Origin of the sequence: Alteromonas gracilis (assembly GCF_002993325.1) — a bacterium.
Taxonomy (GTDB): Bacteria; Pseudomonadota; Gammaproteobacteria; order Enterobacterales; family Alteromonadaceae; genus Alteromonas; species Alteromonas gracilis.
In genome coordinates, this window is record NZ_PVNO01000025.1 from 18,252 (window position 1) to 39,824 (window position 21,573).

The window sequence follows — 21,573 nt, forward strand, 5'->3', positions numbered from 1 at the left end:
AATTAAGGCAAAAGATTAATTAAATGAAAAACGAACACATTGGTTTAGGCACCGTTGCAAAATCATATCTTATTATTGGCGCGCTACTGGCAGGCTTAGCCGTCGTACTAGGTGCGTTTGGTGCACATGGTCTCAAAAGCCTATTAACGTCGCAGCAGCTTAATACATTTGAAATAGGCGTGCGTTATCAAATGTATCATGCGTTAGCGCTGTTAATTTTACCTGCGCTTTCTATTACATCGACATGGGGTAATCGCGTAGCATTTTGTTTTGTTGTCGGTACAGTTTTGTTTAGTGGAAGTCTGTATGCTTTATCAGTCAGCGGCATAAAATGGTTTGGCCCGATAACCCCGGTGGGCGGCATGTTCTTTATTGTTGGTTGGGGGCTTCTGGTTATAGGTTTAATAAAAGCGCAGAAGAGCGTAAAACAGCAAACGAGTCATAAATCGGGAGCAAGTAATGTCTAACAGCAGTATTTTAGGTTATTGCCGCCCGGGTTACGAAAACGATACGGCCAACGAACTTACATCTCGATACGGCGAAGCGCAATGCTATGGCTATCCTGTGTCAAAAAAGCACAGCGGTTTTGTGCTTTATCACTTATATGATGCCACGCAGTTAGAACAAACCATCACACAGTTTGCGGTTCACGAGAGTATCTTTCCACGTCAGCTAGTGGCTGTTTTTGCTTCACTAACCGACATAGAAAAAGAAGACAGAGTAGGGCAAGTGCTCGATGCGTTAAAAGAGGTTGAAAAGCCTTTTTCTAATTTTGGCTGTGTCGATGTGGAATACCCAGACACTGAAGAGGGGAAAACCCTCGCTAAGTTCTGCCGTAAGTTTACTGTTCCTCTTCGCCAAGCGTTGAGAAAGGCTGGGTGGCTCACGGCTAAAGAGAATTTAGGTAAGCCTAAACTCCATATTTTTTTCGAGTCATTTGAAATTTGCCATATTGGCTATACATTACCCAGTCATGCTAGTCGCGACCACTTGGGTATTTGCCGTTTAAAATTCCCTAGTGATGCACCAAGCCGTTCTACGCTAAAACTTGAAGATGCATTGGTGAACATGCTGAGCGATAAGCAGCAAGCTAAGATACTTCGAAGTGGAGGTCGCGCCGTCGATTTAGGAGCGTGCCCTGGAGGGTGGACCTATCAACTGGTTAAGCGAGGCATGTATGTTGAAGCCATCGATAATGGACTGGTAGCCGACAGTTTAATGAACACGGGGTTGGTTGAACATCACGCTGCAGACGGATTTGCCTATAGACCACAATTTGGTCGTGTAGATCTGCTTGTATGTGATATGATAGAGCAACCTGATAGGGTAGCGAAATTAATGGGTGATTGGCTGGTAAAGCACTGGGCGACTCACGCGATTTTTAATTTAAAGCTACCCATGAAACAGCGCTATGAAACTGTAGTCGAAGCCATGGCGTTGCTAAATAGCCGCTTAAATGCTCTAGATGATGCATTCGCGGTAAAAGTTAGGCATCTCTACCACGACAGAGATGAAGTTACAGTAACAATCGTTCGCACTTCAAAAGATGAGGTGTGATTTTGTTATTTTTCAAAAAAGTGTCATAACTTATTAAGTTTTTGATATTTATAGAAAAGAATTAATGCTGGTGCGGATTTTAGCAAGCGAATCCAAGGTTTATGCTAAAAAAGGTGTAAATTTGGTATAGAAATCCTTTATAATCCGGCCGTTTTTTTACTCTGAACCAATGAAAGTGAACTAATGTCAGACTTATCTTTATACAGAAACATTGGTATTTTCGCCCACGTAGACGCGGGTAAAACTACCACAACAGAACGTATCTTGAAGCTTACTGGTAAAATCCATAAAACTGGTGAGGTTCACGATGGTGAATCAACTACTGACTTCATGGAGCAGGAAGCTGAGCGTGGTATTACCATCCAGTCAGCGGCAACAACCTGTTTCTGGAAAGATCATCGCATGAACATCATCGATACTCCGGGACACGTTGACTTTACAGTTGAAGTATATCGTTCACTTAAAGTACTAGACGGCGGTATCGGTGTATTCTGTGGTTCTGGCGGTGTTGAGCCTCAGTCAGAAACTAACTGGCGTTATGCTAACGAATCAGAAGTTGCACGTGTAATCTTCGTAAACAAGCTAGACCGTATGGGTGCAGATTTCTACCGTGTTGTTGGCCAAGTTAAGAAAGTACTTGCTGCTAACCCACTAGTAATGACTCTGCCAATCGGTATTGAAGACGATTTCAAAGGTGTTGTTAACCTTCTAGATATGAAAGCGTACATCTGGGACGATTCAGGTCTTCCAGAGAACTACGAAGTTGTAGATATTCCTGCAGACATGGTTGAGAAAGCGCAAGAATATCGTGAGCAAATGATCGAAACTGCTGTTGAGCAAGACGACGATCTAATGATGGCGTACATGGATGGTGAAGAGCCGTCACTAGAAGACATCAAGCGTTGTATCCGTAAAGGTACACGTGATATGTCGTTCTTCCCAACTTATTGTGGTTCTGCGTTCAAAAACAAAGGTATTCAGCTAGTTCTTGACGCAGTAATCGACTTCCTACCTTCTCCAACAGAAGTTGATCCACAAGATCTAACTGACGAAGAAACGGGTGAGCCTACTGGCGAAGTTGCAACAGTATCTGTTGACGAGCCGTTCCGTGCGCTTGCGTTCAAAATTATGGATGACCGTTTCGGTGCCTTGACTTTCGTACGTATATACTCTGGTAAGCTAAACAAGGGTGACACCATCCTTAACTCTGCTACTGGTAAAACTGAACGTGTTGGTCGTATGGTAGAAATGCACGCGAACGACCGTACTGAATTATCATCTGCACAGGCAGGTGATATCATTGCTATCGTAGGTATGAAGAACGTTCAAACTGGTCACACGCTGTGTGATCCGAAGAGCCCTTGTACACTAGAGCCAATGATCTTCCCTGAGCCAGTAATCTCGATTGCTGTTAAGCCAAAAGATAAAGGCGCTAACGAAAAGATGTCTCTTGCTATCGGTAAACTAGTAGCAGAAGATCCATCTTTCCAAGTTGAAACTGACGAAGATTCAGGCGAAACCATCCTTAAAGGTATGGGTGAGCTTCACTTAGACATCAAAGTTGACATCTTGAAGCGTACTTACGGCGTTGAGCTAGAAGTTGGTCAGCCTCAGGTTGCTTACCGTGAAACTATCACGCAAGCCGTTGAAGACAGCTACACGCACAAGAAGCAGTCTGGTGGTTCTGGTCAGTTCGGTAAGATTGATTACCGCATCCGTCCTGGAGAAACTAACACCGGCTTTAAGTTCGTTTCATCTGTTGTTGGTGGTAACGTTCCTAAGGAATTCTTCCCTGCAATCGAAAAAGGCTTTAAGTCTATGATGGAAGTGGGTCCTCTAGCGGGCTACCCAGTACTAGACGTTGAAGTTGAGCTTTACGATGGTGGTTTCCACGCAGTTGACTCATCAGCAATCGCGTTCGAAATTGCAGCGAAAGGTGCATTCCGTCAGTCAATGCCAAAAGCGGGTCCTCAGATTCTTGAGCCAATCATGAAAGTTGACGTATTCAGCCCAGAAGACAACGTTGGTGATGTAATCGGTGACCTTAACCGTCGTCGTGGTATGATCAAAGACCAAGAAGCTGGCGCTACTGGCGTTCGCATCAAGGCTGACGTACCTCTATCTGAGATGTTTGGTTACATCGGTCACCTACGTACTATTACATCTGGTCGTGGTCAGTTCTCTATGGAATTCAGCCACTACTCAGCATGTCCTCAGAACGTAGCTGATAAAGTAATTGAAGAAGCGAAAGCACGTAAAGCTGCTAAGTAATTAGCCTTTGCGGGCGTAAGCTAACCTTGGGTTAGCTTACGTTTCAAAAATACTAAAAAGCCGGTCAATTGACCGGCTTTTTTTATGCGCGTTTGCTAAAGGGTGAGTTTAAGATGTCCGTACTCTTTGTTGTGTCACCTTGATGTAGAACCACTATACCAGCGGTAACACGCCGCGATTACGAATATTTTAGATTTCGCTGAGTGGGTAAAGACCTATGCGGACTGGTATAAGATCTGATTGAATCAGAGATGCCGACCATTTTTAGTAAAGCAAGAGGTGATTACTTGATAGCCTTTTTCAGCGTGTTAAGCGCTTCTTTCATGACTAGCTCTGTGTGTTTTTCGGTATCGGGTATGGCATAATTCTCACGCTCAAATAGCTCGCAAACTTGATCAAAAGCCACTGCAGCTTCACTGTTTAATACTGGCGAAACGTCATATCTATAATCGGACAGTGTTTTATGCTCTCTTTTTATACCCGTATGTAATTCAACAAGCTTTACCGCTTTTAGCATTATGCGATAGGAGTAGGGAAGTGATTCCCTTTTACTTATAGGTAAAAAATAAAAAGCGAGAATAAGTCCAATTAGTCCGAGAGCAGATAAAAATACTGCGCGCATTTTTTCTGGAGTAATTGTGCCCAGCAAGTCCTCTAACATGCTTGTTTGTGCTGCGTTATCAAAACCAAGCACCCATTTACTCCAAGAGTAATCGAGTTGCTGAAACCAGGTTTGCACCGCGGCGAAAAACGCGCTTTTTTCTAGTCCATCTAAAATATTAGTGTTTCTGGACTCTCCCAGTTCTTCGAGTGCTTGTTCTAACCCAAAGGTTAATCGCGAAGGAGCAACCATGCTGGTAGGGTCGTATCGCAGCCATACCCCATCGATTAACGCTTCCACCCATGCATGCGCATCGTATTGCCTTATTTGAAGCACTCTTTCGTTAAGCGAACTTCCTCCCTGATAGCCGGTCACCATTCTGGCAGGAACACCCGCTGAACGCAGTGTATAAACCATTGCGCCTGCATAGTGCGCGCAAAACCCCGACCGCTCTTCAAATAGGAATTGATCAATGGGGTCTGTGGGCATGGCATTAGGAGATAATGTATATCGAAAGCCACCATTTTTAAATTCAGTCATTACTGCCATTACAATCTCTTGGGCACTGCCGTATTGCTGCGCAAGTTGCACGCCCCATGCCCGGGTTTTTTCATTACCGTTCGTCGAGACGTCTAAATTAAGCTGGGTTTCAAAATTACCAATGCTGTTACTTATAGGTGCGTTAGGAAAATAGCGTAAATAAAAGGCCTTCTTGCTTGAAATCGGCGTATTTGCTCTTAACGTGTAGTCAAATAGACCGCTTACATAAATGCTGTTCGTTGAGTTGTCGGGTGTGGACGGCGCTAGTGCAAACAACCAGGTTTGTTGTGTAGGTTCAACAATGATTTCGTAGGGAATTACTGTACCGGCGTTACTACTTTCAAGTGCAGAAAGAGGAGTTGGTTTGTTCATAATAGCGAGCTGTTGTTCTGCTTGCTTTCGTTTATCACTGATTGACCATGTTTTTCCGTCAAAATGCTCAAGTGTCATCGCTCGCCAGTATCGATAAGCCGGCGCAGGTATTACATCATCACTTTCAAATGTGGCACTAAAAGCAAGTTCAGAAGAGGTGGCCAAAGATGCAATATCGCCGGGAGTTACCTTATCTGAAAGCCCTGTCTCGGTGGATTTTGATGTAGGCATTTGCCATAACGGTGGCAACTGAGGAATAAGAAGAAAGAACAATAAGGCAATAGGTGCTGCTTGAAGGATAAGTATGCTCACAAACTTAATGTTTTTCTTAAGCGAGATACCAGCACCGTGATACATGGCGGTACTGATAAGTAAAAATGCCAATATCACGGTATAGCCAAACCATGCAAAGACACTAAGCGATGAGATAAAACCACACCCTATCAGAAACAAGCAGGTGCAAATAAGAAGGTTAAAGTCCCTTTTTTTGTCTACCACCATGACTTTCAGCGAACACGCAACGGCAAGCAAGTTGATCATGCTATCTAAAAGCCCTATCGAAAAACCAAACCACGTGAGCGCAAACACCGCCAGTATCGCTAGTAAGTTGACAGTTCTAAGCGTAGGCAAACTGTGTGTAGAGCTGAGGCCAACAATTCTCGCCATAACTGCGCAGCTACCCAGCACGAGTACCCACGTCATAAGGGGGGCAGTTAGCGTAAAAAGAATGCTAGAAAAGGAAAGGCAAAGTAACAGCAGCGCCATTGCTCGGGGCTGATTAACGAACGTGTTGTAGATATTGAATTTGGCAAGCCCAGCGTTAATGTTGCGCGTCATTTGACCGCCCTTATCTTGCTATATCCATTGCGTTGGCTATCTTGTCTAGCACTTTCTGGTTTTCCAAAACAGGCAAGAGCATTAAGACAGTTATGCATATGATTGATACCTTTATTAGGCGGCACAACAATTCCTTTATAGGAAAGACCGAAGTTCTGCTCTGCTTCGGTTAGTTTTATAGTCGCGAGGGTCAGCGCAGAAATGGCTGTTTCGGTATCAATAGACGAGTCTATAGAGAGCACGTAGCTTTCGCTTTGGCGAGAAGTAAAAGACTTCGATACCCAATTGCCATTTTTAGCAACATGTTTCCAAGAAACGCGATTTAGAGGCTGACCAGGTTCATAGTCATTAAGCGCATAAAAATCTTCATTACTGTTAGCGTTTGAGGTTTCACTTGAGCTATTAGATTCCTCGTTATCAGTAATATGTTCAATCGACACCGGTCCGTCATCGGGTTGTGGATACACGGTTACCGACTGGTCAAAGTCAAGATGTGTCCAGCACTTATAAAGTCCGAGAGGGAAGTCGCAGGCAATGGTCAGCCTGTTTAACATATATCGCCCACGGGATGTAATATAAACGGGAACGCTAAGCGTTTGTCTTTGAGAATTCTTGTTAAACGCATTTCCAGACAACGGTATGCTAAACGTTGTTTTGCTTAACGCGTCACTACTTTGGGTAAATGACTGCGTGCCATGGAATTGCGTTGACGAGCGGTGAGGACCGAACCACCCAAAAGTGAGCGTACCGTGGCAAGGTTTGTTTGGCGAATTAACATGGGGTAGAACGTGTAATTGCAACTCGCCAGATTGGTTACAGTGAAAAGAATGTAAGGGTAATGCTTTTACTGCGAATCGGGCAAAATTTTGGTGGGTGTAGAAAAGTGTGAGTAACATGATGCTTAAACATAAGTAGCTGAGCAGCAGCATCAAGTTATTTTGATAGTTGGTGCCAAGTAAAAATAAGCATATCGACAACAGAATAAATGACCATCCAAACCCAGTGGGCAATACAAATATGCTGTTTAGGTTTAAGTGATGTTCGCTAGAGGCGGGTACGCGTCTGTCGAGCCACTTCAAAAGCCGATGCTTTATAACCTGGGTGGGGTAAGACAATATTTTGCGCATTACAGGTGTGCCAATCTTAGTGTCATCATTCTAATTCATAGTTACACATTAAAACCAAGGTTAAGCCGCGAGAGGATCGACACTGTTAAGAAGATTCTTACTTAATTTTTCCCCATCATTGCCGCTTGTTTGTTGACTATGTGACAAATGATGCGAGGCAGCGGTCAACCGGTGGGCAGTGATTGCAACAAACACCGCCTGCACATCTTCAGGCGTTGCGTATTCTCTGCCAGCGACAAATGCCCACGCTTTCGCGCCTTGCAGTATCGCGCGACTAGCTCTTGGAGAAAGCGGGTTAGGGTAGTCGCTATTATCCCTACTTTCGCTCACCAGTCTTAGTACGTAATGGAGAATGGCGTCACTGGTATGAATGTTTTTTACCTCATTTTGCATAGCATGTAAGTCTTTCTCATCTAATATCTGAGGGAGAGGAGAGGATATATTCGTCTGCATTAACATGGCTTTCTCGGCCTCCCAGGCTGGATAGCCTAAAGATATGCGCATAAAGAAACGATCCAGTTGAGACTCGGGCAGGGGATAAGTACCCGATTGATAACTAGGGTTTTGTGTAGCAATGACGAAAAAAGGCGAGGGCAGCGCATAAGTAACCCCATCTATACTAACCTGCCTCTCTTCCATCGCTTCTAACAAAGAGCTTTGTGTTTTTGGGCTTGCTCGATTTAACTCATCGGCCAATACAACCTGGCTGAAGATAGGGCCGTGTCTAAAACTAAATCGTTTTGTCTCATCAGTTTCATGACTATGAAAGATATTAACGCCTAACATGTCTGAAGGCAGTAAGTCAGAGGTAAACTGTATGCGAGAGTATTGAAGGCCAAAGACTTGCGAAAGCGCATGAGACAAGGTGGTTTTTCCCATACCAGGTAAGTCTTCAATAAGTAAGTGACCGTTTGCTAATAAGCAGGTGATTGCCAGCTTTAACTGGTGATTCTTACCGATGATTTTCTGACTAAGGGCCTGCTGGATATCTATTATTTCTTGGCGCATATAATTGTCACTTAAGTTTAAAAAGTCTGTGTCACACTTAAACTTAGCAGATTGAATGTGATTCTGGTTTAACTTTAATAGTAGCAACGATAGCCTGGCGCTTACTATCCTATTACCTGTCGTATTTTATACGCAGGTATATAACGTTCGTTACAGTAATTAGTGGTAAAGAACATCAGTACTTTAGCGATGCTGAATTGAACAACCGTGAACTTCGTTAAATCTAAATAGGAGTAATACCAATCCGCGTAGATAAGTGATGAAGCGATATCTGTTCAGAAACCTGAAAACAAGTGCTATTTAGTGCTGCGTAGTTTATCTGTGTTGTCTATAATGGTGCATCTTGAAAAGGAAGTAGTTATGAAAAGCATTGAAATAGATGACGATTTATATGCCTTCATCGCCAGCCAGACTAAGCATATTGGTGAGAGTGCATCACAGATTTTAAGACGTTTACTTTTACCTGAAGACGGCGCTGTCGCGCACGGGAATGAGTCTAGCGGCAGCACATCAACTCCTGCAAAAACAAGTGAACCAACAAGCGCAGAAGTGACCGAGGCTGCAAGTAATTCAAGCGTAGTGGTAAGGGCGGACGCAGCGCCTAAAATACCAGCGAAATCACCGACAGCAAGAGCAGCGACTAAACAAGTAGCCAGTTCACCGGCGAAAGCCACTGTTAAGAAAACGCCGGCAAAGGCTGCACCAGCAAGAACTACTTCGGCCAAAGCGCCAGCCCGTCCAAAAGTAGCTGGAAATCTAGAGGTCGATTCTACTGCGTTGCCTTCAAGCGAGACACACAGTAAGCGGGATATTGTTGACGCAGTATCAAAAGATGCACTGGCTACGTTTACCAAACGGGTTGATCAGTTCTTGTTTGTTTTGAGTGCAGCGCACAAGCTTAATGCAGAAAACTTCTCTCGCGTAGAAAGTATTAAAGGAAAAAACCGTACCTATTTTGCAACGAGTAAAGAAGCACTGCTTGAAAACGGTAGCAGTACGAACCCTAAAGCTATTCCCGATAGCCCGTTCTGGGTAGTGACGAATAACAACACTGCTAAGAAAACGAATATGCTGGAACAAGTTTTGCGTAACCTAGGCTATCAACCTGATGTTATTGAAACCGTAATCGCGCGTTTTTCTTCAGAAGGTAAATAGAACGTAATCTAATAGAACAACGAAACTTCTTAATAAGGACTTTTTCATGGCATTACATCCGCAGGCTGGAGAGCATGCAGCAAAAGAGCAGCTCATTAACGTAGCGCAGTTAGTGAGTCAGTATTACAGCTATAAACCGGATATGAATGACCCGGGACAGGCGGTCTCTTTTGGTACATCTGGCCATAGAGGTACAGCGTCAAACGCTACGTTTACCGATACGCACATCAGTGCAATCTGCCAGGCCCTGGTAGAATATCGACAGCAAGAAGGAATTGACGGCCCACTATTCGTCGGTAAAGATACCCACGCACTATCTGAACCTGCCATGGTTACCGCTATAGAAGTTTTATGCGCCAATGGTGTTGATGTTGTTGTGCAGCGCGCGGACAACGAAAGCATGGGCTATACACCAACTCCTGTTATTTCTCGTTCTATTATCCGTTACAATCGTGCGGGCAACACCGACAAAGCAGACGGCATTGTCATCACGCCTTCTCATAACCCTCCTTCAGACGGTGGCTTTAAATATAATCCGCCTCACGGTGGGCCTGCCGATAGCGACGTAACTAAGCAAATTCAAGAACGCGCCAACGCATTAATTGCAGATGGGAATAAAGACGTTCAGCGTATTGATATCCGCCAAGCGAGCGCTCGCAAACTATTTCGCGAAGAAGACTTTATGGAACCTTATATCGAAGACTTAGCAAAAGTCGTTGATATGGAGGCCATTGCCAAGGCCAATTTAAAGCTAGGCACAGATCCATTAGGTGGTGCTGGGGTAGGCTACTGGTCTAGAATTGCTGAAAAATATGGGCTGGATATTACGGTTGTTAACGACGCTGTGGACCCGCAGTTTGGTTTTATGCGCCGAGACAAAGACGGCAAGCTTCGCATGGACTGTTCCTCTGCCTATGCCATGGCGGGGCTTATCGAGCTTAAAGACAACTTTGATTTAGCCTGGGGTAACGACCCAGACTTTGATCGCCACGGTATTGTGTGTAAAAGCGCAGGGCTTATGAACCCTAACCATTACTTAGCGGTTGCCATCAATTATTTGTATACACATCGCCCAGATTGGCCGAGCGAACTTAATATAGGTAAAACCCTGGTTTCGAGCAGCATGATAGACCGTGTTGCTAAAAGTTTGGGTAAACCGTTAGCCGAAATGCCGGTAGGCTTTAAGTGGTTTGTGGAAGGTTTATCTAATAGCACCATTGGTTTTGCGGGTGAGGAAAGTGCTGGTGGTATTTTCCTAGAACGAAACGGGAGCACATGGGCGACAGATAAAGACGGTTTTATTCTATGCTTGCTAGCGGCAGAAATTCTGGCCGTGACGGGTAAAGATCCTGGTGAGCATTACGAAGCGCTAACTGAAAAATTTGCAGCGCCTGTATACAGCCGCGTCGATGTAGCAGCAACCCTTGAACAAAAGCAAAAATTGTCAGCTATGGATGCGTCGGTGGTCACCAGCGATACTCTTGCTGGAGAGCCAATTATCTCTGTCCAAACACATGCTCCAGGAAATAACGCCGCAATTGGCGGGGTAAAAGTGTCGACGGAGAATGGTTGGTTTGCAGCACGACCTTCTGGCACTGAGCAAATCTACAAAATTTATGCTGAAAGCTTTAATGGTGAAAGTCACTTACAAGAATTAATCGCTGAGGCTGAATTGCTTGTAGGGAAAATCATTAAATAAGGTCAAAATTAAACCTCCTTCAAATATTATTTGTAATAAGAATGTTAAAAATCGCATGAATGAATACGAATTCATGCGATTTTTTGTAATTTTAACAAAATTATTACAACATAATCGTTTTAGTACTGATATATTGCTGTCATATTCTTAAGATATTTTGTAATTAAATTACTTTTCGGCGTGAAAACGCCATTTCTTATTTAAGAGTGAGACGCAAAATGAACGCAAAAGCGACCAAGACGCAACCCTCTCCAGTGATCGATAAAGCGGCTTTTAAGTCTGCCGTGATCAAACACCTACACTGCACGTTAGGCACCGACGAAAACAAAGCAAACAATCACGCCTGGTGGAAAGCCACGTGCGCAGCAATTCAAGAGCAAGTGCTAGAAGGATTGCGCAAAACGCAAAAAACCCATTACCTGAACGATACCCGTGCTGTTCACTACTTTTCTGCTGAATTCCTTATGGGTCGTTTGTTATCAAACAACCTGCAGAACTTTGGCTTGTTTGATGTAGCAAGTGGTGCATTAAAAGAGCTGGGTGTGGAAATTTCAGATATTCTTGAAGAAGAGCCGGATATGGCGTTGGGTAACGGCGGCCTTGGTCGTCTTGCAGCGTGCTTCATCGACTCTCTAGCAACAATGGAATTACCGGCTATCGGTTACGGAATTCATTATGAACACGGCTTATTCCGTCAGGAAATTAAGAGCGGTGCGCAAATCGAGCGTCCAGACAGCTGGCGAGACTACGGCAACCCATGGGAAATTTGCCGTCCAGAATCTACACAAGAAGTATCCTTATACGGCTACGTAGAAACCAAGTACGGTGAAAATGGCCGAGTGCTAAAAGAATGGCACCCAGGCTCTATCGTTAAAGGTGTGCCGTGGGATATTCCTGTAGTGGGTTATGAAGGTAAAACCGTCAACGTACTGCGCTTATGGCAGTCAGAAGCGTCGGGCTACTTTAACTGGGACGTGTTTAATGCAGGTGGGTATGTTGATGCACAGCGTGAAAACGTGCAGGCAGAAACCATTTCAAAAGTACTTTATCCCAATGATGAGACGGAAGCCGGTAAAGAGCTTCGCTTAATCCAGCAGTATTTCTTCTGCTCATGCTCATTGAAAGACATTATTCGCCGCTACAAGCGTGCCCATGGCGATGATTGGAGCCGTTTCGCTGACCAAGTTGTTATTCAGCTAAATGACACACACCCGGCTATTTCTGTGCCAGAGCTTATGCGTATCCTAGTTGACCGGGCAGAGCTTGGTTGGGATGAAGCATGGGGTATCTGTACCAAGGTCTTCGCGTATACTAACCATACCTTATTACCAGAGGCGCTAGAGAAGTGGCCTGCTCGAATGATAGAGAAGATCCTTCCTCGTCACCTAGAGATCATTTACGAGATTAACCATCGCTTTATGGCTGAGGTTGATAAGAAATGGCCTGGTGACAATGCCATGAAAGAGAAGCTTTCTATAATTGAAGAAGGCAACGAAAAGATGGTGCGCATGGGTCATCTATCGGTTATCGGCTCATTTGCGGTAAACGGCGTTGCCGAAATGCACTCTCGTCTTGTTAAGTCGTCATTGTTCCCAGAATTCGATGAGCTATATCCGGGCAAACTTACTAACGTAACCAATGGTATTACGCCACGTCGCTGGTTGAAAGCGTGTAACCCTGGGCTTTCTAAGCTAATTGATAAGAAAATTGGTGATGATTGGCCACGTGACTTAGATAAGCTTCAAGGTTTAGCTAAATTCGCGAGTAACAAAACGTTCCAGAAGCAATTCATGAAAGTGAAGCTAGAAAATAAGGAACTGCTGGCCGATGAAATTCGTAAGTCACTCGACTTAGAAGTGGATGTTAATGCCATATTTGACGTGCAGATTAAGCGTCTTCATGAATATAAGCGTCAGCACCTAGCCTTGTTGCACATAATGGCACTGTACCGTCGAATTCTTGAAAACCCTGATTACGATATGCACCCCCGAGTGTTTGTCTTTGGTGCGAAAGCAGCACCTGGCTATAAACTAGCTAAAGACATCATTTATGCTATCAATAAAGTGGCCGACAAGATTAACAACGACCCACGGGTTAATAACAAGATCAAGATTGCGTTTTTACCAAACTATCGCGTTTCTCTTGCAGAGAAAATGATCCCAGCGGCAGACGTATCTGAGCAAATCAGTACAGCAGGTAAAGAAGCATCGGGTACCGGTAACATGAAGCTAGCGCTAAACGGTGCGGTAACTATTGGTACACTAGATGGCGCAAACGTTGAAATTGCTGAAGAAGTAGGCGACGACAACATCTTTATTTTTGGATTGACAGTAGAAGAAGTAAACGAGCTTAAAGCTAAGGGCTATAACCCATACGATTACTATTACAAAGATCCAGAAATCAAAGCTGTGCTTGATTGGTTAGAAACCGACTACTTCACGCCGGGCAAACCAGGTGCCTTAGTATCTATCAAGCAAAGCCTGCTGGATAATGGCGACCCGTACATGGTATTAGCAGATTTCCGCGCTTATTCTGATGCACAAATTGCAGTTGATGCTGCGTATCGCGACAAAGAGCGCTGGGCTGAAATGGCCATTATAAATACGGCTAAGATGGGTAAATTTACCTCAGATCGCTCAATTCGTGACTACGTTGAGCGCGTTTGGAAGCTTTCACCGTGTAAGATTGAAGGCTAATCGCAGGGCGTAAAATAAAGAACCCGGCAGTGCTAAACTAGCCGGGTTTTTTGTTTGTGAAATACGAGCAACAAAGATACGCGTAAAATTAAAACAGGCCTTTTCATAGTTTTTACGTTATTGTTGTTCAATGATATAAACAAGTATTCAAATTAATACGTTTGCGTCGTTGCACCCATTGCTCGACCGTGCTTTTATATAAGTAGTTGTTTTTAGTACCTAGAAGCGTAAAGCTCAAGGAAAACATCATGAGCCAACATACATCACTGGCAACAATTCCTAATCGATTCTCGTTTATCGATAGCATTTCAAAAAAAGCATCTAGTAGTACTTCTATTTCTTTGATGCTGGTGGATGTGGTGCGTTTCTCCGACGTAACCACTAGCTTAGGTATCCATGTTGGCGATCGCTTTCTACTCGAGATAGCAAACCGTATTCAGCTTCTTTTTGGTCAAACCGCTTTTGTAGGTAGGATCAGCGGCGATGTATTTGGCATCGTTTTTCCAAACACGAACAACGAACAATTCATGCGACAAATGTTTGAACGGCTAGTCGAACATTTTAAAACACCCATGCACTATGACGGAACGGCCTTTATTGCAGACTTCAACGTTGGCGTGGTGTGCAGCGGACAGTGTGATTTTGATATAACACACTTTGTTTCTCGTGCAGAAACCGCCCTAAAACAGGCAAAAGAGAACAAGTACGAAAATTATTATGCGCTGACCAAATCGGATAAAACTGACACAGGAAGAAGCCTAGCGCTTAAAGCGGACCTTAAACGCGCGCTTGCCCAAAATGAACTTGAGTTGTACTACCAGCCTAAAGTGGATTTAAAAACGCTCAGCGTAATAGGAGCCGAGTGTCTGTTGCGTTGGAATCACCCATTAGATGGCGTGTTATTTCCAGGCCCGCTTATTGAAGCGGCTGAATCATATAATATGATGAATGAACTCGGTTATTGGACACTTGAACAAGCATTCCGAGCTTTGGTTCAGCTAAACGCACTGAAAATGCCTATTGTTTTGTCGGTAAATATTTCCCCAACCCAGCTTTATGACAATCAGTTAGTGCCCACTTTAACCATGTTAAGTGATACTTACTCCATGCCTTTGTCATCAATAGAGTTGGAGCTGACTGAAGATGTTGCTTTATCAAACTCACTTATGGTGAAAAAACAGTTAGATGAGCTACGCAGTTTAGGCGTATCCATTTCCGTTGATGACTTTGGTAAGGGGTATTCTAATCTTGCCTACATAAGAGACTTAACTCTAGACGCACTGAAAATAGACAAGTCATTTGTAATGGAACTAGAGGGTGATCCAGTCAATCGCGCCATTATCGAAGCGGCTAAAATTATCGGTCACGCGAAAGGGTGCAGTGTTGTGGCAGAGGGTATTGAGACAATTGAACAGCTTCACATATTAAGAGAAGTGAATGTGTCGCAAGGCCAAGGATACTTGTTTTCACGGGCCATTCCATTTAATGACTTTGTTACGTTGGCTCAGCAAGAAATTATCATTGGCAATTCGCCCACTCGGTTAAAGGCGTAGCGGTTACGCCTATTTAGAATGTGCATGAAAACAGTGCATGCTCTCCCTCTTATAGTTTGTTAATCCCGCTCTTACTCTTTTCATCAACGTTGCTGTAGCGCTAGCATTTACGTCAAAATGATCACGTTCAATATTACTTCGCTACATCAACTATATGGGCGTCATCATCCGCTTACATGTTGCAACAATAAAACATTGAGACTACGTGATTTTACAGGCCTCACTCGGTACACTGATAACAATTTAGATCAGACAGAGTAGTTAAGCAGAAAATCATGCAAGAACTTATCGACAGCGGCAACTTTTTAGCCTTATCTCGCCGCAACTCCGCACTATTCGAACAACCTAGCCATTTTATGCTTTCAAACGGGACGCGGGTCGATATTACCGCACCGGGTATTATTAGCTTTTCTGTAAAGTCTCCCGCCCATCAAAAAAAGCGCATCGTTTTATCCTGTGGTGTACATGGCAATGAAACCGCGCCCATCGAAATTTGTGATGATTTGGTCAAAGGTATTCTTACAGGCGCAATTACCCTGTCCCACGACGTGTTGTTTTTATTCGGTAATTTACCGGCGATGGATATTGCTGAGCGCTTTGTGGAAGAAAACATGAACCGTTTATTTAGCGGCGCCCATTCAAAAGGCGAGGGCTTGGTCAACGCAGAGCGCGTGCGTGCTAAACAGCTTGAAGACGCTGTAGCATCGTTCTTTGAAGCGGAAGAAGGCATTCGTTATCACTACGATTTGCATACCGCAATTCGCGCATCCAAAAACGAAAAATTTGCTGTTTATCCTTACTTACATGACAGGGTTCATAGCAAAGGTCAGCTTGCATTTTTAGCAGCATGCGGTGTTAAAACTATTTTGCTATCAGAGAGCGCCACAACCACCTTTAGCTATTTTTCATCATATCAATACAATGCCCATGCATTCACCGTCGAACTTGGTAAAGTTCGCCCATTCGGGCAAAACGATATGCGACGTTTTGAAGATGCGAAAAACGCCATAACGCAGCTTATTACTCAAGATGATTATGCGCCCACGGTTGATATCAACGATCTTGATATCTATCGCGTGAACCAGGTTATAAATCGCAATGAAGAGCAGTTTGAACTTCATTTTGATGATGATACGCCAAATTTCACTGACTATTCCAAGGGCACGGTATTAGCCTCTGAGCCGGGTAAACAATATATTGCAGAGCAAGATGGTGAGGCTATTGTGTTTCCTAATGCAAAGGTAGCGATAGGTCAACGCGCTCTGCTTACCGTTGTACCTACTACATTGGATAATCTAGATGTTTAAGTTAGATAGCCGTTTACACAATGATACATTTTTTGTCTGTGATCTCTCGCTCTGTCGTGTACTGTTAATGAACGACAGTCAGTTTCCGTGGCTAATTTTAGTGCCTATGAAAAATGATATTGCGGAAATTATCGACTTGTCAGAAGAAGAACAAGTTACCTTATTGCGAGAGTCGGCCCTAGCGTCTAAAGCCTTACAGGCCCTGTTTTCACCGCTTAAGTTAAATGTGGCTGCACTAGGAAACGTGGTACGACAGCTTCATGTGCACCACGTTGCGCGGTTTGATACTGATTGTGCGTGGCCAAAACCTATCTGGGGAAATCAGCCCACTGTGGCATATGACACCAGTAAAGCGCAGGCGCTTGTTGAGATGATTCAGCAATGGTTTAAAAACAACAGCTAAACGGCAAAAGCCTTTAAAGCTAAAAAATACAGTGCATATTAAAAGGAGTTACACATGATTGTTTCAACTACCCCAACGTTAGAAGGGCACAAGATTGAAGCGTATTACGGTATTGTTGTAGGCGAGGCCGTAATGGGCGCAAACGTATTCAAAGATCTTTTTGCTTCTATTCGGGATATCGTTGGCGGCCGCTCAGGTTCCTATGAAGAAGAACTTACCACTGCACGTAAGTTAGCGTTTACAGAGCTTGAGCATGAAGCTAGAAGCATGGGGGCCAATGCGGTAGTTGGTATCGATTTAGACTATCAAGTCATCGGCGATAAAGGCAGCATGCTTATGGTAAGCATTAGCGGCACTGCGGTGAAAACAAGCCCTCTTTAAACGTCTAAGCTCGTAAGCGTCAAAGCTCGTAAACGTTAAAGTACGCGCTTATCAAATATATCAAAGCGAGGTATTAAGCCAGCTGTTTGTTTACAGAGGCGATACCTCGTTTTTTTTAGATATTCTCAATAACTACATTAAGGAAATAGAATGCTAAGAAAATGGATATTTGTCCTATTTGCCGCATGCTCTTCTCAGCTATTTGCACAGGATGCACTGCAATATCAAAAGCCATCTAAAGAAATTCTTGATCTGGTAGATGTTACGCTAGCACCGGCTACCCTAGTAGACGATACACAAAAGAATATGGTGCTGTTATTTCGTGACAACTACAAGTCGATAGAAGACTTATCTAAAGAAGAGCTCCGCCTAGCCGGACTTAGAATTGACCCAGCCACTAATATTGGCAGCCGCGTAACTTACTATAATAAACTAGAGGTTCAGCGAGTAGGTAGCAAGGATAGCCTTGCTATCAAAGGCATGCCTGAATCACCGCGATTAACTAATTTTACTTGGTCTCCAAATCAACGGTTTATGGCGTTTACTCATACTGCAAATAATGGTGTTGAACTGTGGGTGCTTGATATCGAAGCGGCGTCAGCGAGAAAGCTTTTTGATAAACCCATTAATGCGAATATGGGCGAACCCCTGAACTGGAACGCCGATAGCCTTTCTCTTCTTGTAAAAGTAGTGCCAAAAGATAGAAAAGCGTTAATCGACACAAGTATTGCCGTTCCAAGCGGGCCAACAATATCCGTGAGCGACGGTAAAAAAGCACAAAACCGCACGTATCAAGATTTGCTGAAAAACAAAAATGACGAATTTAATTTCGAGCAATTGGCTCGTTCTGAAATTTATAAGGTTCCGCTTAATGGTCAGCCTTCGCTTTGGCTTACATCCGGAATGTATGGAGATGTGAGTGTTTCTCCTGCCGGCGATTATGTGATGGTTGAAGAATACGAGCCTCCTTTTTCCTACTTAGTGACTTACAGGCGTTTTCCTCACAGCATTAGCCTTTATGATGAAAAAGGTAAGTTAGCTAAAACACTTGTCGACGTTCCGCTTATCGAAGACTTACCTCAAGGCTTCATGGCGGTTCGCACTGGGCCTCGTGATATTCAGTGGCGCAACGATAAGCCCAATACCATTGTGTATGCTGAAGCGTTAGACGGTGGCGACCCGGAAACAGAGGTCACCCATCGAGACAAGCTTATGCAGTTAGAGGCTCCATTTGATGGTGACGCCGAGCAAATCCTCAAAACAGAAGACAGGTTTTATCGCTTTATTTGGAGCGACGACAGCACAGCCGTCGCTATGGATTATTGGTGGAATACGCGCAATATTAAAACGTATTTGTTTAGCCCTGACCAAAGTAAAACCGCACAGATTATCTCAAACAGAAGCTATCAAGATAGTTACAGTGATCCAGGTAGTTTTGTTACTCGCAAAAATGAATACTTCAAAGATGTTCTTGCTGTAGACGGAGAAAGTGCGTTTTTATTGGGAGAGGGGTTTACACCTGAAGGACAGTTTCCGTTCTTGGATAAATTTAATTTAGAAACGCTTGAAACATCTCGGGTTTATCTAAGTGAGTACACGGACAAATTCGAAGAATTGCGCGATTTCAACATAAATAACGATCGCTTGCTGGTAAGGATCGAGTCGAAACAAGATTATCCTAATTACTATTTCCGAAGCTTAAAAGACAACGCGCTGACTCAACTAACACATTTTTCAAACCCGTTTGAAAGCATTCAAAATGTTAAGAAAGAAGTGATCACTTATAAGCGTAATGATGGCTTAGACTTAACGGGCACCCTGTATTTGCCAACAGATTATGAGGAAGGCAAACGCTATCCAATGATTCTGTGGGCCTATCCTGAAGAATTTAAGGACAAATCAAGCGCGGGCCAAAACACACAAAACCCTAACCGTTTTATTTACCCATGGTATGGTTCGCCAATTTATTGGGTAACAAAAGGTTACGTTGTTCTAGACGATGCATCATTTCCTATTGTAGGGGAAGGTGATGAAGAGCCAAACGATACCTTTAGAACGCAGCTTGTTGCCAACGCAAAAGCAGCGATTGATGCATTAGATGAAAAAGGGCTGATTGACCCAGAGCGGGTTGCGGTTGGCGGTCATAGCTACGGCGCATTTATGGTAGCAAACCTGTTGTCTCACTCAGATTTATTTGCGGCAGGTATAGCTCGTTCTGGCGCTTACAATCGCACCCTTACTCCCTTCGGCTTCCAGTCAGAAGAGCGCCATTACTGGGATGCTCCTGAGGTGTACTATTCCATGTCACCGTTTATGCATGCTGAAAAAATGAAAACGCCTCTTCTGCTCATTCATGGTGAAGCGGACAATAACTCCGGTACATACCCTATGCAAAGTGAGCGTTATTTTAACGCGCTCAAAGGCTTAGGTGCGGTGACGCGATTAGTTATGTTGCCAAAAGAAAGCCATGGATATCGCGCAAAAGAAAGTGTGTTGCATACCCTTTGGGAACAAGATCAGTGGCTTGAAAAGTATGTGAAAAACAAAGGCACTAAAAACGCGCAATAATTTAGCGATATCTATCGCAGAAACATTAAAAAAGGTGGCCATGGCCACCTTTTTTTGCAGTAGCACTAAGTCTTATACCAGTCCACATAGATAATTACCCTCTTATCTATGCGGATTGGTATTACCTAGCGCGTCCAGTGCCCACTGGCCATTCATCAATCTCGCATATCATTGTTGTCTGCGTCTTCAATTGCAGCCGCATCAATGGCTATCGTGTCGATGATCACGGCGCAGGCTGCATCGCCTGTGATATTGAGGGCAGTTCTAATCATGTCGAAAATCCTATCTAGAGCAAATAGTAGCGGTAAGCCTTCAATAGGAATGCCAGCAGCAAGTAACACAGCAACCACCAAAAATGACGGCCCTGGCACGCCGGCTTGACCAACTGCTCCAAGCGTGGAGGTTAGGATAATGGCAATATACGCACCCATAGATAACTCAATATTGAAAAGCTGCGCGAAAAATACGGCGACCAAACCATAATAAATAGCGTTGCCGCTCATGTTGATGGTGGCGCCTAACGGCAGTACAAAGGATGCCGTGGCATTTCTTACGCCCAGTTCGTTTTCTACTGTGTTCATGGTAACTGGTAGTGTGGCCATTGATGATGCGGTTGATAACGCTACCGCTTGGGGCTTTTTCATTGCCACAAGGAAAGACTTAGCGGATGTCTTTGTGAATATTTGAACGAGCAGCGGATAAACCACAAAGCCAAATACGAAAATAGCTGCTGTAAACACTAAGAATAGTTTGAATACCACCATAAGAGCCGAAAAGCCAAAGGTACCTACCGCTTCGGCCATCAAACCAAATACGCCGATAGGCGCTATTTTCATCACACAGTTAATCATCCATACCATGGCATCGACAATGGTGTTTATCCCATTCAAAATAGGCTCACGGTTCTTTTTAGGCTGCTTAGAAAGGGCAAGACCGAAGAATAAGCAGAACACCAAAATTTGCAGAATGTTGGCATTAGTTAACGATGCAAATACGTTGGTTGGTATCATGCCCGTAAGGGTGGCCCAAAATGAAGGTAGTTCGCCCTTAGATGCATATTCACCGGAGAACATCCCTTGTACAGATGAAACGTCAATACCCACACCTGGCTTAAAAACTTCACCCATTATTAGTGCGAGCGCCACGGCTAGTGCTGAAGTTAAACCGAAATAGGCAAGGGTAGATAGCCCAACTTTTCCCGCGTTGGTGCTGTTACCAAGCCCCGCAGCTCCCGATATAAGTGCCACTGCCACGAGCGGGATAACCAGCATTTTTATCAGGTTAATAAAAATGGTACCCAGTGGTGCGAACATTTCAGCGCTTTCACCCATGAAGGCGCCAGCGGCGGTACCAATAATCATGGCAATGACGACTTGTACGCCAATGTTGCCCAGTAAGGATTGCTTTTTAGACACGTCTAGAACCTCTTAGAGTGTGTTTACAAATGATAGGAAGATAGTGAACGGTTTAATTCGAAGGCTTTTTCTTCAGTGCAAAT

15 protein-coding genes are annotated in these 21,573 nt (G+C 44.0%); 11 read left to right on the plus strand and 4 right to left on the minus strand.

Annotated features, from left to right (window positions below; translation table 11 throughout):
• The first annotated feature begins 23 nt into the window (after nucleotides 1-23).
• The 3 genes from C6Y39_RS08675 to fusA all read left to right on the plus strand — a co-directional run bounded on the left by C6Y39_RS08675 (nucleotide 24) and on the right by fusA (nucleotide 3,828).
• Entirely contained in the window at nucleotides 24-467 is a 444-nt protein-coding gene (locus C6Y39_RS08675) for a DUF423 domain-containing protein (protein WP_105930888.1), read from the plus strand.
• Entirely contained in the window at nucleotides 460-1,557 is a 1,098-nt protein-coding gene (gene rlmM, locus C6Y39_RS08680) for a 23S rRNA (cytidine(2498)-2'-O)-methyltransferase RlmM (protein ID WP_105930889.1), read from the plus strand. The genes C6Y39_RS08675 and rlmM overlap by 8 nt, the downstream gene beginning before the upstream one ends.
• Nucleotides 1,558-1,740: 183 nt before the next feature.
• A complete protein-coding gene (gene fusA / locus C6Y39_RS08685) occupies nucleotides 1,741-3,828 on the plus strand; it encodes an elongation factor G (protein ID WP_105930890.1) in 2,088 nt (695 codons plus the stop codon).
• A gap of 283 nt (nucleotides 3,829-4,111) precedes the next feature.
• Here fusA and C6Y39_RS08690 read toward each other — a convergent pair whose 3' ends face one another.
• Genes C6Y39_RS08690 through C6Y39_RS08700 form a run of 3 tightly spaced genes read right to left on the minus strand, consistent with a single transcriptional unit; the run spans nucleotide 4,112 to nucleotide 8,313 of the window.
• On the minus strand, nucleotides 4,112-6,178 hold the full coding sequence (locus tag C6Y39_RS08690; protein WP_105930891.1) for a transglutaminase TgpA family protein: 2,067 nt from the start codon (nucleotides 6,176-6,178) through the stop codon (nucleotides 4,112-4,114).
• Nucleotides 6,175-7,305: a DUF58 domain-containing protein gene (locus C6Y39_RS08695; protein WP_105930892.1), complete on the minus strand. Its 1,131-nt coding sequence runs from the start codon at nucleotides 7,303-7,305 to the stop codon at nucleotides 6,175-6,177. The genes C6Y39_RS08690 and C6Y39_RS08695 overlap by 4 nt, the downstream gene beginning before the upstream one ends.
• 60 nt (nucleotides 7,306-7,365) lie before the next feature.
• Nucleotides 7,366-8,313, minus strand: a complete 948-nt coding sequence (locus C6Y39_RS08700; RefSeq protein ID WP_105931440.1) for an AAA family ATPase — start codon at nucleotides 8,311-8,313, stop codon at nucleotides 7,366-7,368.
• 360 nt (nucleotides 8,314-8,673) lie between these two features.
• Here C6Y39_RS08700 and seqA point away from each other — a divergent pair, with 360 nt between their 5' ends.
• From seqA to C6Y39_RS08740, 8 genes are all read left to right on the plus strand, one after another.
• The gene (gene seqA, locus C6Y39_RS08705) at nucleotides 8,674-9,468 is read left to right on the plus strand and encodes a replication initiation negative regulator SeqA (protein ID WP_105930893.1); all 795 of its coding nucleotides are present in this window, start codon (nucleotides 8,674-8,676) and stop codon (nucleotides 9,466-9,468) included.
• A 46-nt stretch (nucleotides 9,469-9,514) separates the two neighbouring features.
• Nucleotides 9,515-11,167, plus strand: a complete 1,653-nt coding sequence (gene pgm / locus C6Y39_RS08710) for a phosphoglucomutase (alpha-D-glucose-1,6-bisphosphate-dependent) (protein ID WP_105930894.1) — start codon at nucleotides 9,515-9,517, stop codon at nucleotides 11,165-11,167.
• 218 nt (nucleotides 11,168-11,385) lie between these two features.
• Nucleotides 11,386-13,863 carry a glycogen/starch/alpha-glucan phosphorylase gene (locus C6Y39_RS08715; RefSeq protein WP_105930895.1) on the plus strand — a complete coding sequence of 826 codons (2,478 nt, stop codon included), beginning with the start codon at nucleotides 11,386-11,388 and terminating at the stop codon, nucleotides 13,861-13,863.
• A gap of 248 nt (nucleotides 13,864-14,111) precedes the next feature.
• Nucleotides 14,112-15,416 carry a putative bifunctional diguanylate cyclase/phosphodiesterase gene (locus C6Y39_RS08720; RefSeq protein WP_105930896.1) on the plus strand — a complete coding sequence of 435 codons (1,305 nt, stop codon included), beginning with the start codon at nucleotides 14,112-14,114 and terminating at the stop codon, nucleotides 15,414-15,416.
• 275 nt (nucleotides 15,417-15,691) lie between these two features.
• Nucleotides 15,692-16,723 carry a succinylglutamate desuccinylase gene (gene astE / locus C6Y39_RS08725; RefSeq protein ID WP_105930897.1) on the plus strand — a complete coding sequence of 344 codons (1,032 nt, stop codon included), beginning with the start codon at nucleotides 15,692-15,694 and terminating at the stop codon, nucleotides 16,721-16,723.
• A complete protein-coding gene (locus C6Y39_RS08730; RefSeq protein WP_105930898.1) occupies nucleotides 16,716-17,126 on the plus strand; it encodes an HIT domain-containing protein in 411 nt (136 codons plus the stop codon). The genes astE and C6Y39_RS08730 overlap by 8 nt, the downstream gene beginning before the upstream one ends.
• A gap of 54 nt (nucleotides 17,127-17,180) precedes the next feature.
• Nucleotides 17,181-17,507 carry a heavy metal-binding domain-containing protein gene (locus tag C6Y39_RS08735; protein WP_105930899.1) on the plus strand — a complete coding sequence of 109 codons (327 nt, stop codon included), beginning with the start codon at nucleotides 17,181-17,183 and terminating at the stop codon, nucleotides 17,505-17,507.
• A gap of 150 nt (nucleotides 17,508-17,657) precedes the next feature.
• The gene (locus tag C6Y39_RS08740; protein ID WP_105930900.1) at nucleotides 17,658-20,075 is read left to right on the plus strand and encodes an alpha/beta hydrolase family protein; all 2,418 of its coding nucleotides are present in this window, start codon (nucleotides 17,658-17,660) and stop codon (nucleotides 20,073-20,075) included.
• Nucleotides 20,076-20,230: 155 nt separating this feature from the next.
• Here C6Y39_RS08740 and C6Y39_RS08745 read toward each other — a convergent pair whose 3' ends face one another.
• A complete protein-coding gene (locus C6Y39_RS08745; protein ID WP_105930901.1) occupies nucleotides 20,231-21,490 on the minus strand; it encodes a dicarboxylate/amino acid:cation symporter in 1,260 nt (419 codons plus the stop codon).
• Nucleotides 21,491-21,573: the final 83 nt, after the last annotated feature.

What these genes read in the sequence shown, in the direction of transcription:
- rlmM (WP_105930889.1), top strand. Translation starts at nt 460, where the DNA reads ATGTCTAACAGCAGTATTTTAGGTTATTGCCGCCCGGGTTACGAAAAC.
- C6Y39_RS08730 (WP_105930898.1), top strand. Translation starts at nt 16,716, where the DNA reads ATGTTTAAGTTAGATAGCCGTTTACACAATGATACATTTTTTGTCTGT.
- C6Y39_RS08700 (WP_105931440.1), bottom strand. Translation starts at nt 8,313, where the DNA reads ATGCGCCAAGAAATAATAGATATCCAGCAGGCCCTTAGTCAGAAAATC.
- C6Y39_RS08715 (WP_105930895.1), top strand. Translation starts at nt 11,386, where the DNA reads ATGAACGCAAAAGCGACCAAGACGCAACCCTCTCCAGTGATCGATAAA.
- fusA (WP_105930890.1), top strand. Translation starts at nt 1,741, where the DNA reads ATGTCAGACTTATCTTTATACAGAAACATTGGTATTTTCGCCCACGTA.
- C6Y39_RS08740 (WP_105930900.1), top strand. Translation starts at nt 17,658, where the DNA reads ATGCTAAGAAAATGGATATTTGTCCTATTTGCCGCATGCTCTTCTCAG.
- astE (WP_105930897.1), top strand. Translation starts at nt 15,692, where the DNA reads ATGCAAGAACTTATCGACAGCGGCAACTTTTTAGCCTTATCTCGCCGC.
- seqA (WP_105930893.1), top strand. Translation starts at nt 8,674, where the DNA reads ATGAAAAGCATTGAAATAGATGACGATTTATATGCCTTCATCGCCAGC.
- C6Y39_RS08675 (WP_105930888.1), top strand. Translation starts at nt 24, where the DNA reads ATGAAAAACGAACACATTGGTTTAGGCACCGTTGCAAAATCATATCTT.
- C6Y39_RS08735 (WP_105930899.1), top strand. Translation starts at nt 17,181, where the DNA reads ATGATTGTTTCAACTACCCCAACGTTAGAAGGGCACAAGATTGAAGCG.
- C6Y39_RS08690 (WP_105930891.1), bottom strand. Translation starts at nt 6,178, where the DNA reads ATGACGCGCAACATTAACGCTGGGCTTGCCAAATTCAATATCTACAAC.
- pgm (WP_105930894.1), top strand. Translation starts at nt 9,515, where the DNA reads ATGGCATTACATCCGCAGGCTGGAGAGCATGCAGCAAAAGAGCAGCTC.
- C6Y39_RS08720 (WP_105930896.1), top strand. Translation starts at nt 14,112, where the DNA reads ATGAGCCAACATACATCACTGGCAACAATTCCTAATCGATTCTCGTTT.
- C6Y39_RS08695 (WP_105930892.1), bottom strand. Translation starts at nt 7,305, where the DNA reads ATGCGCAAAATATTGTCTTACCCCACCCAGGTTATAAAGCATCGGCTT.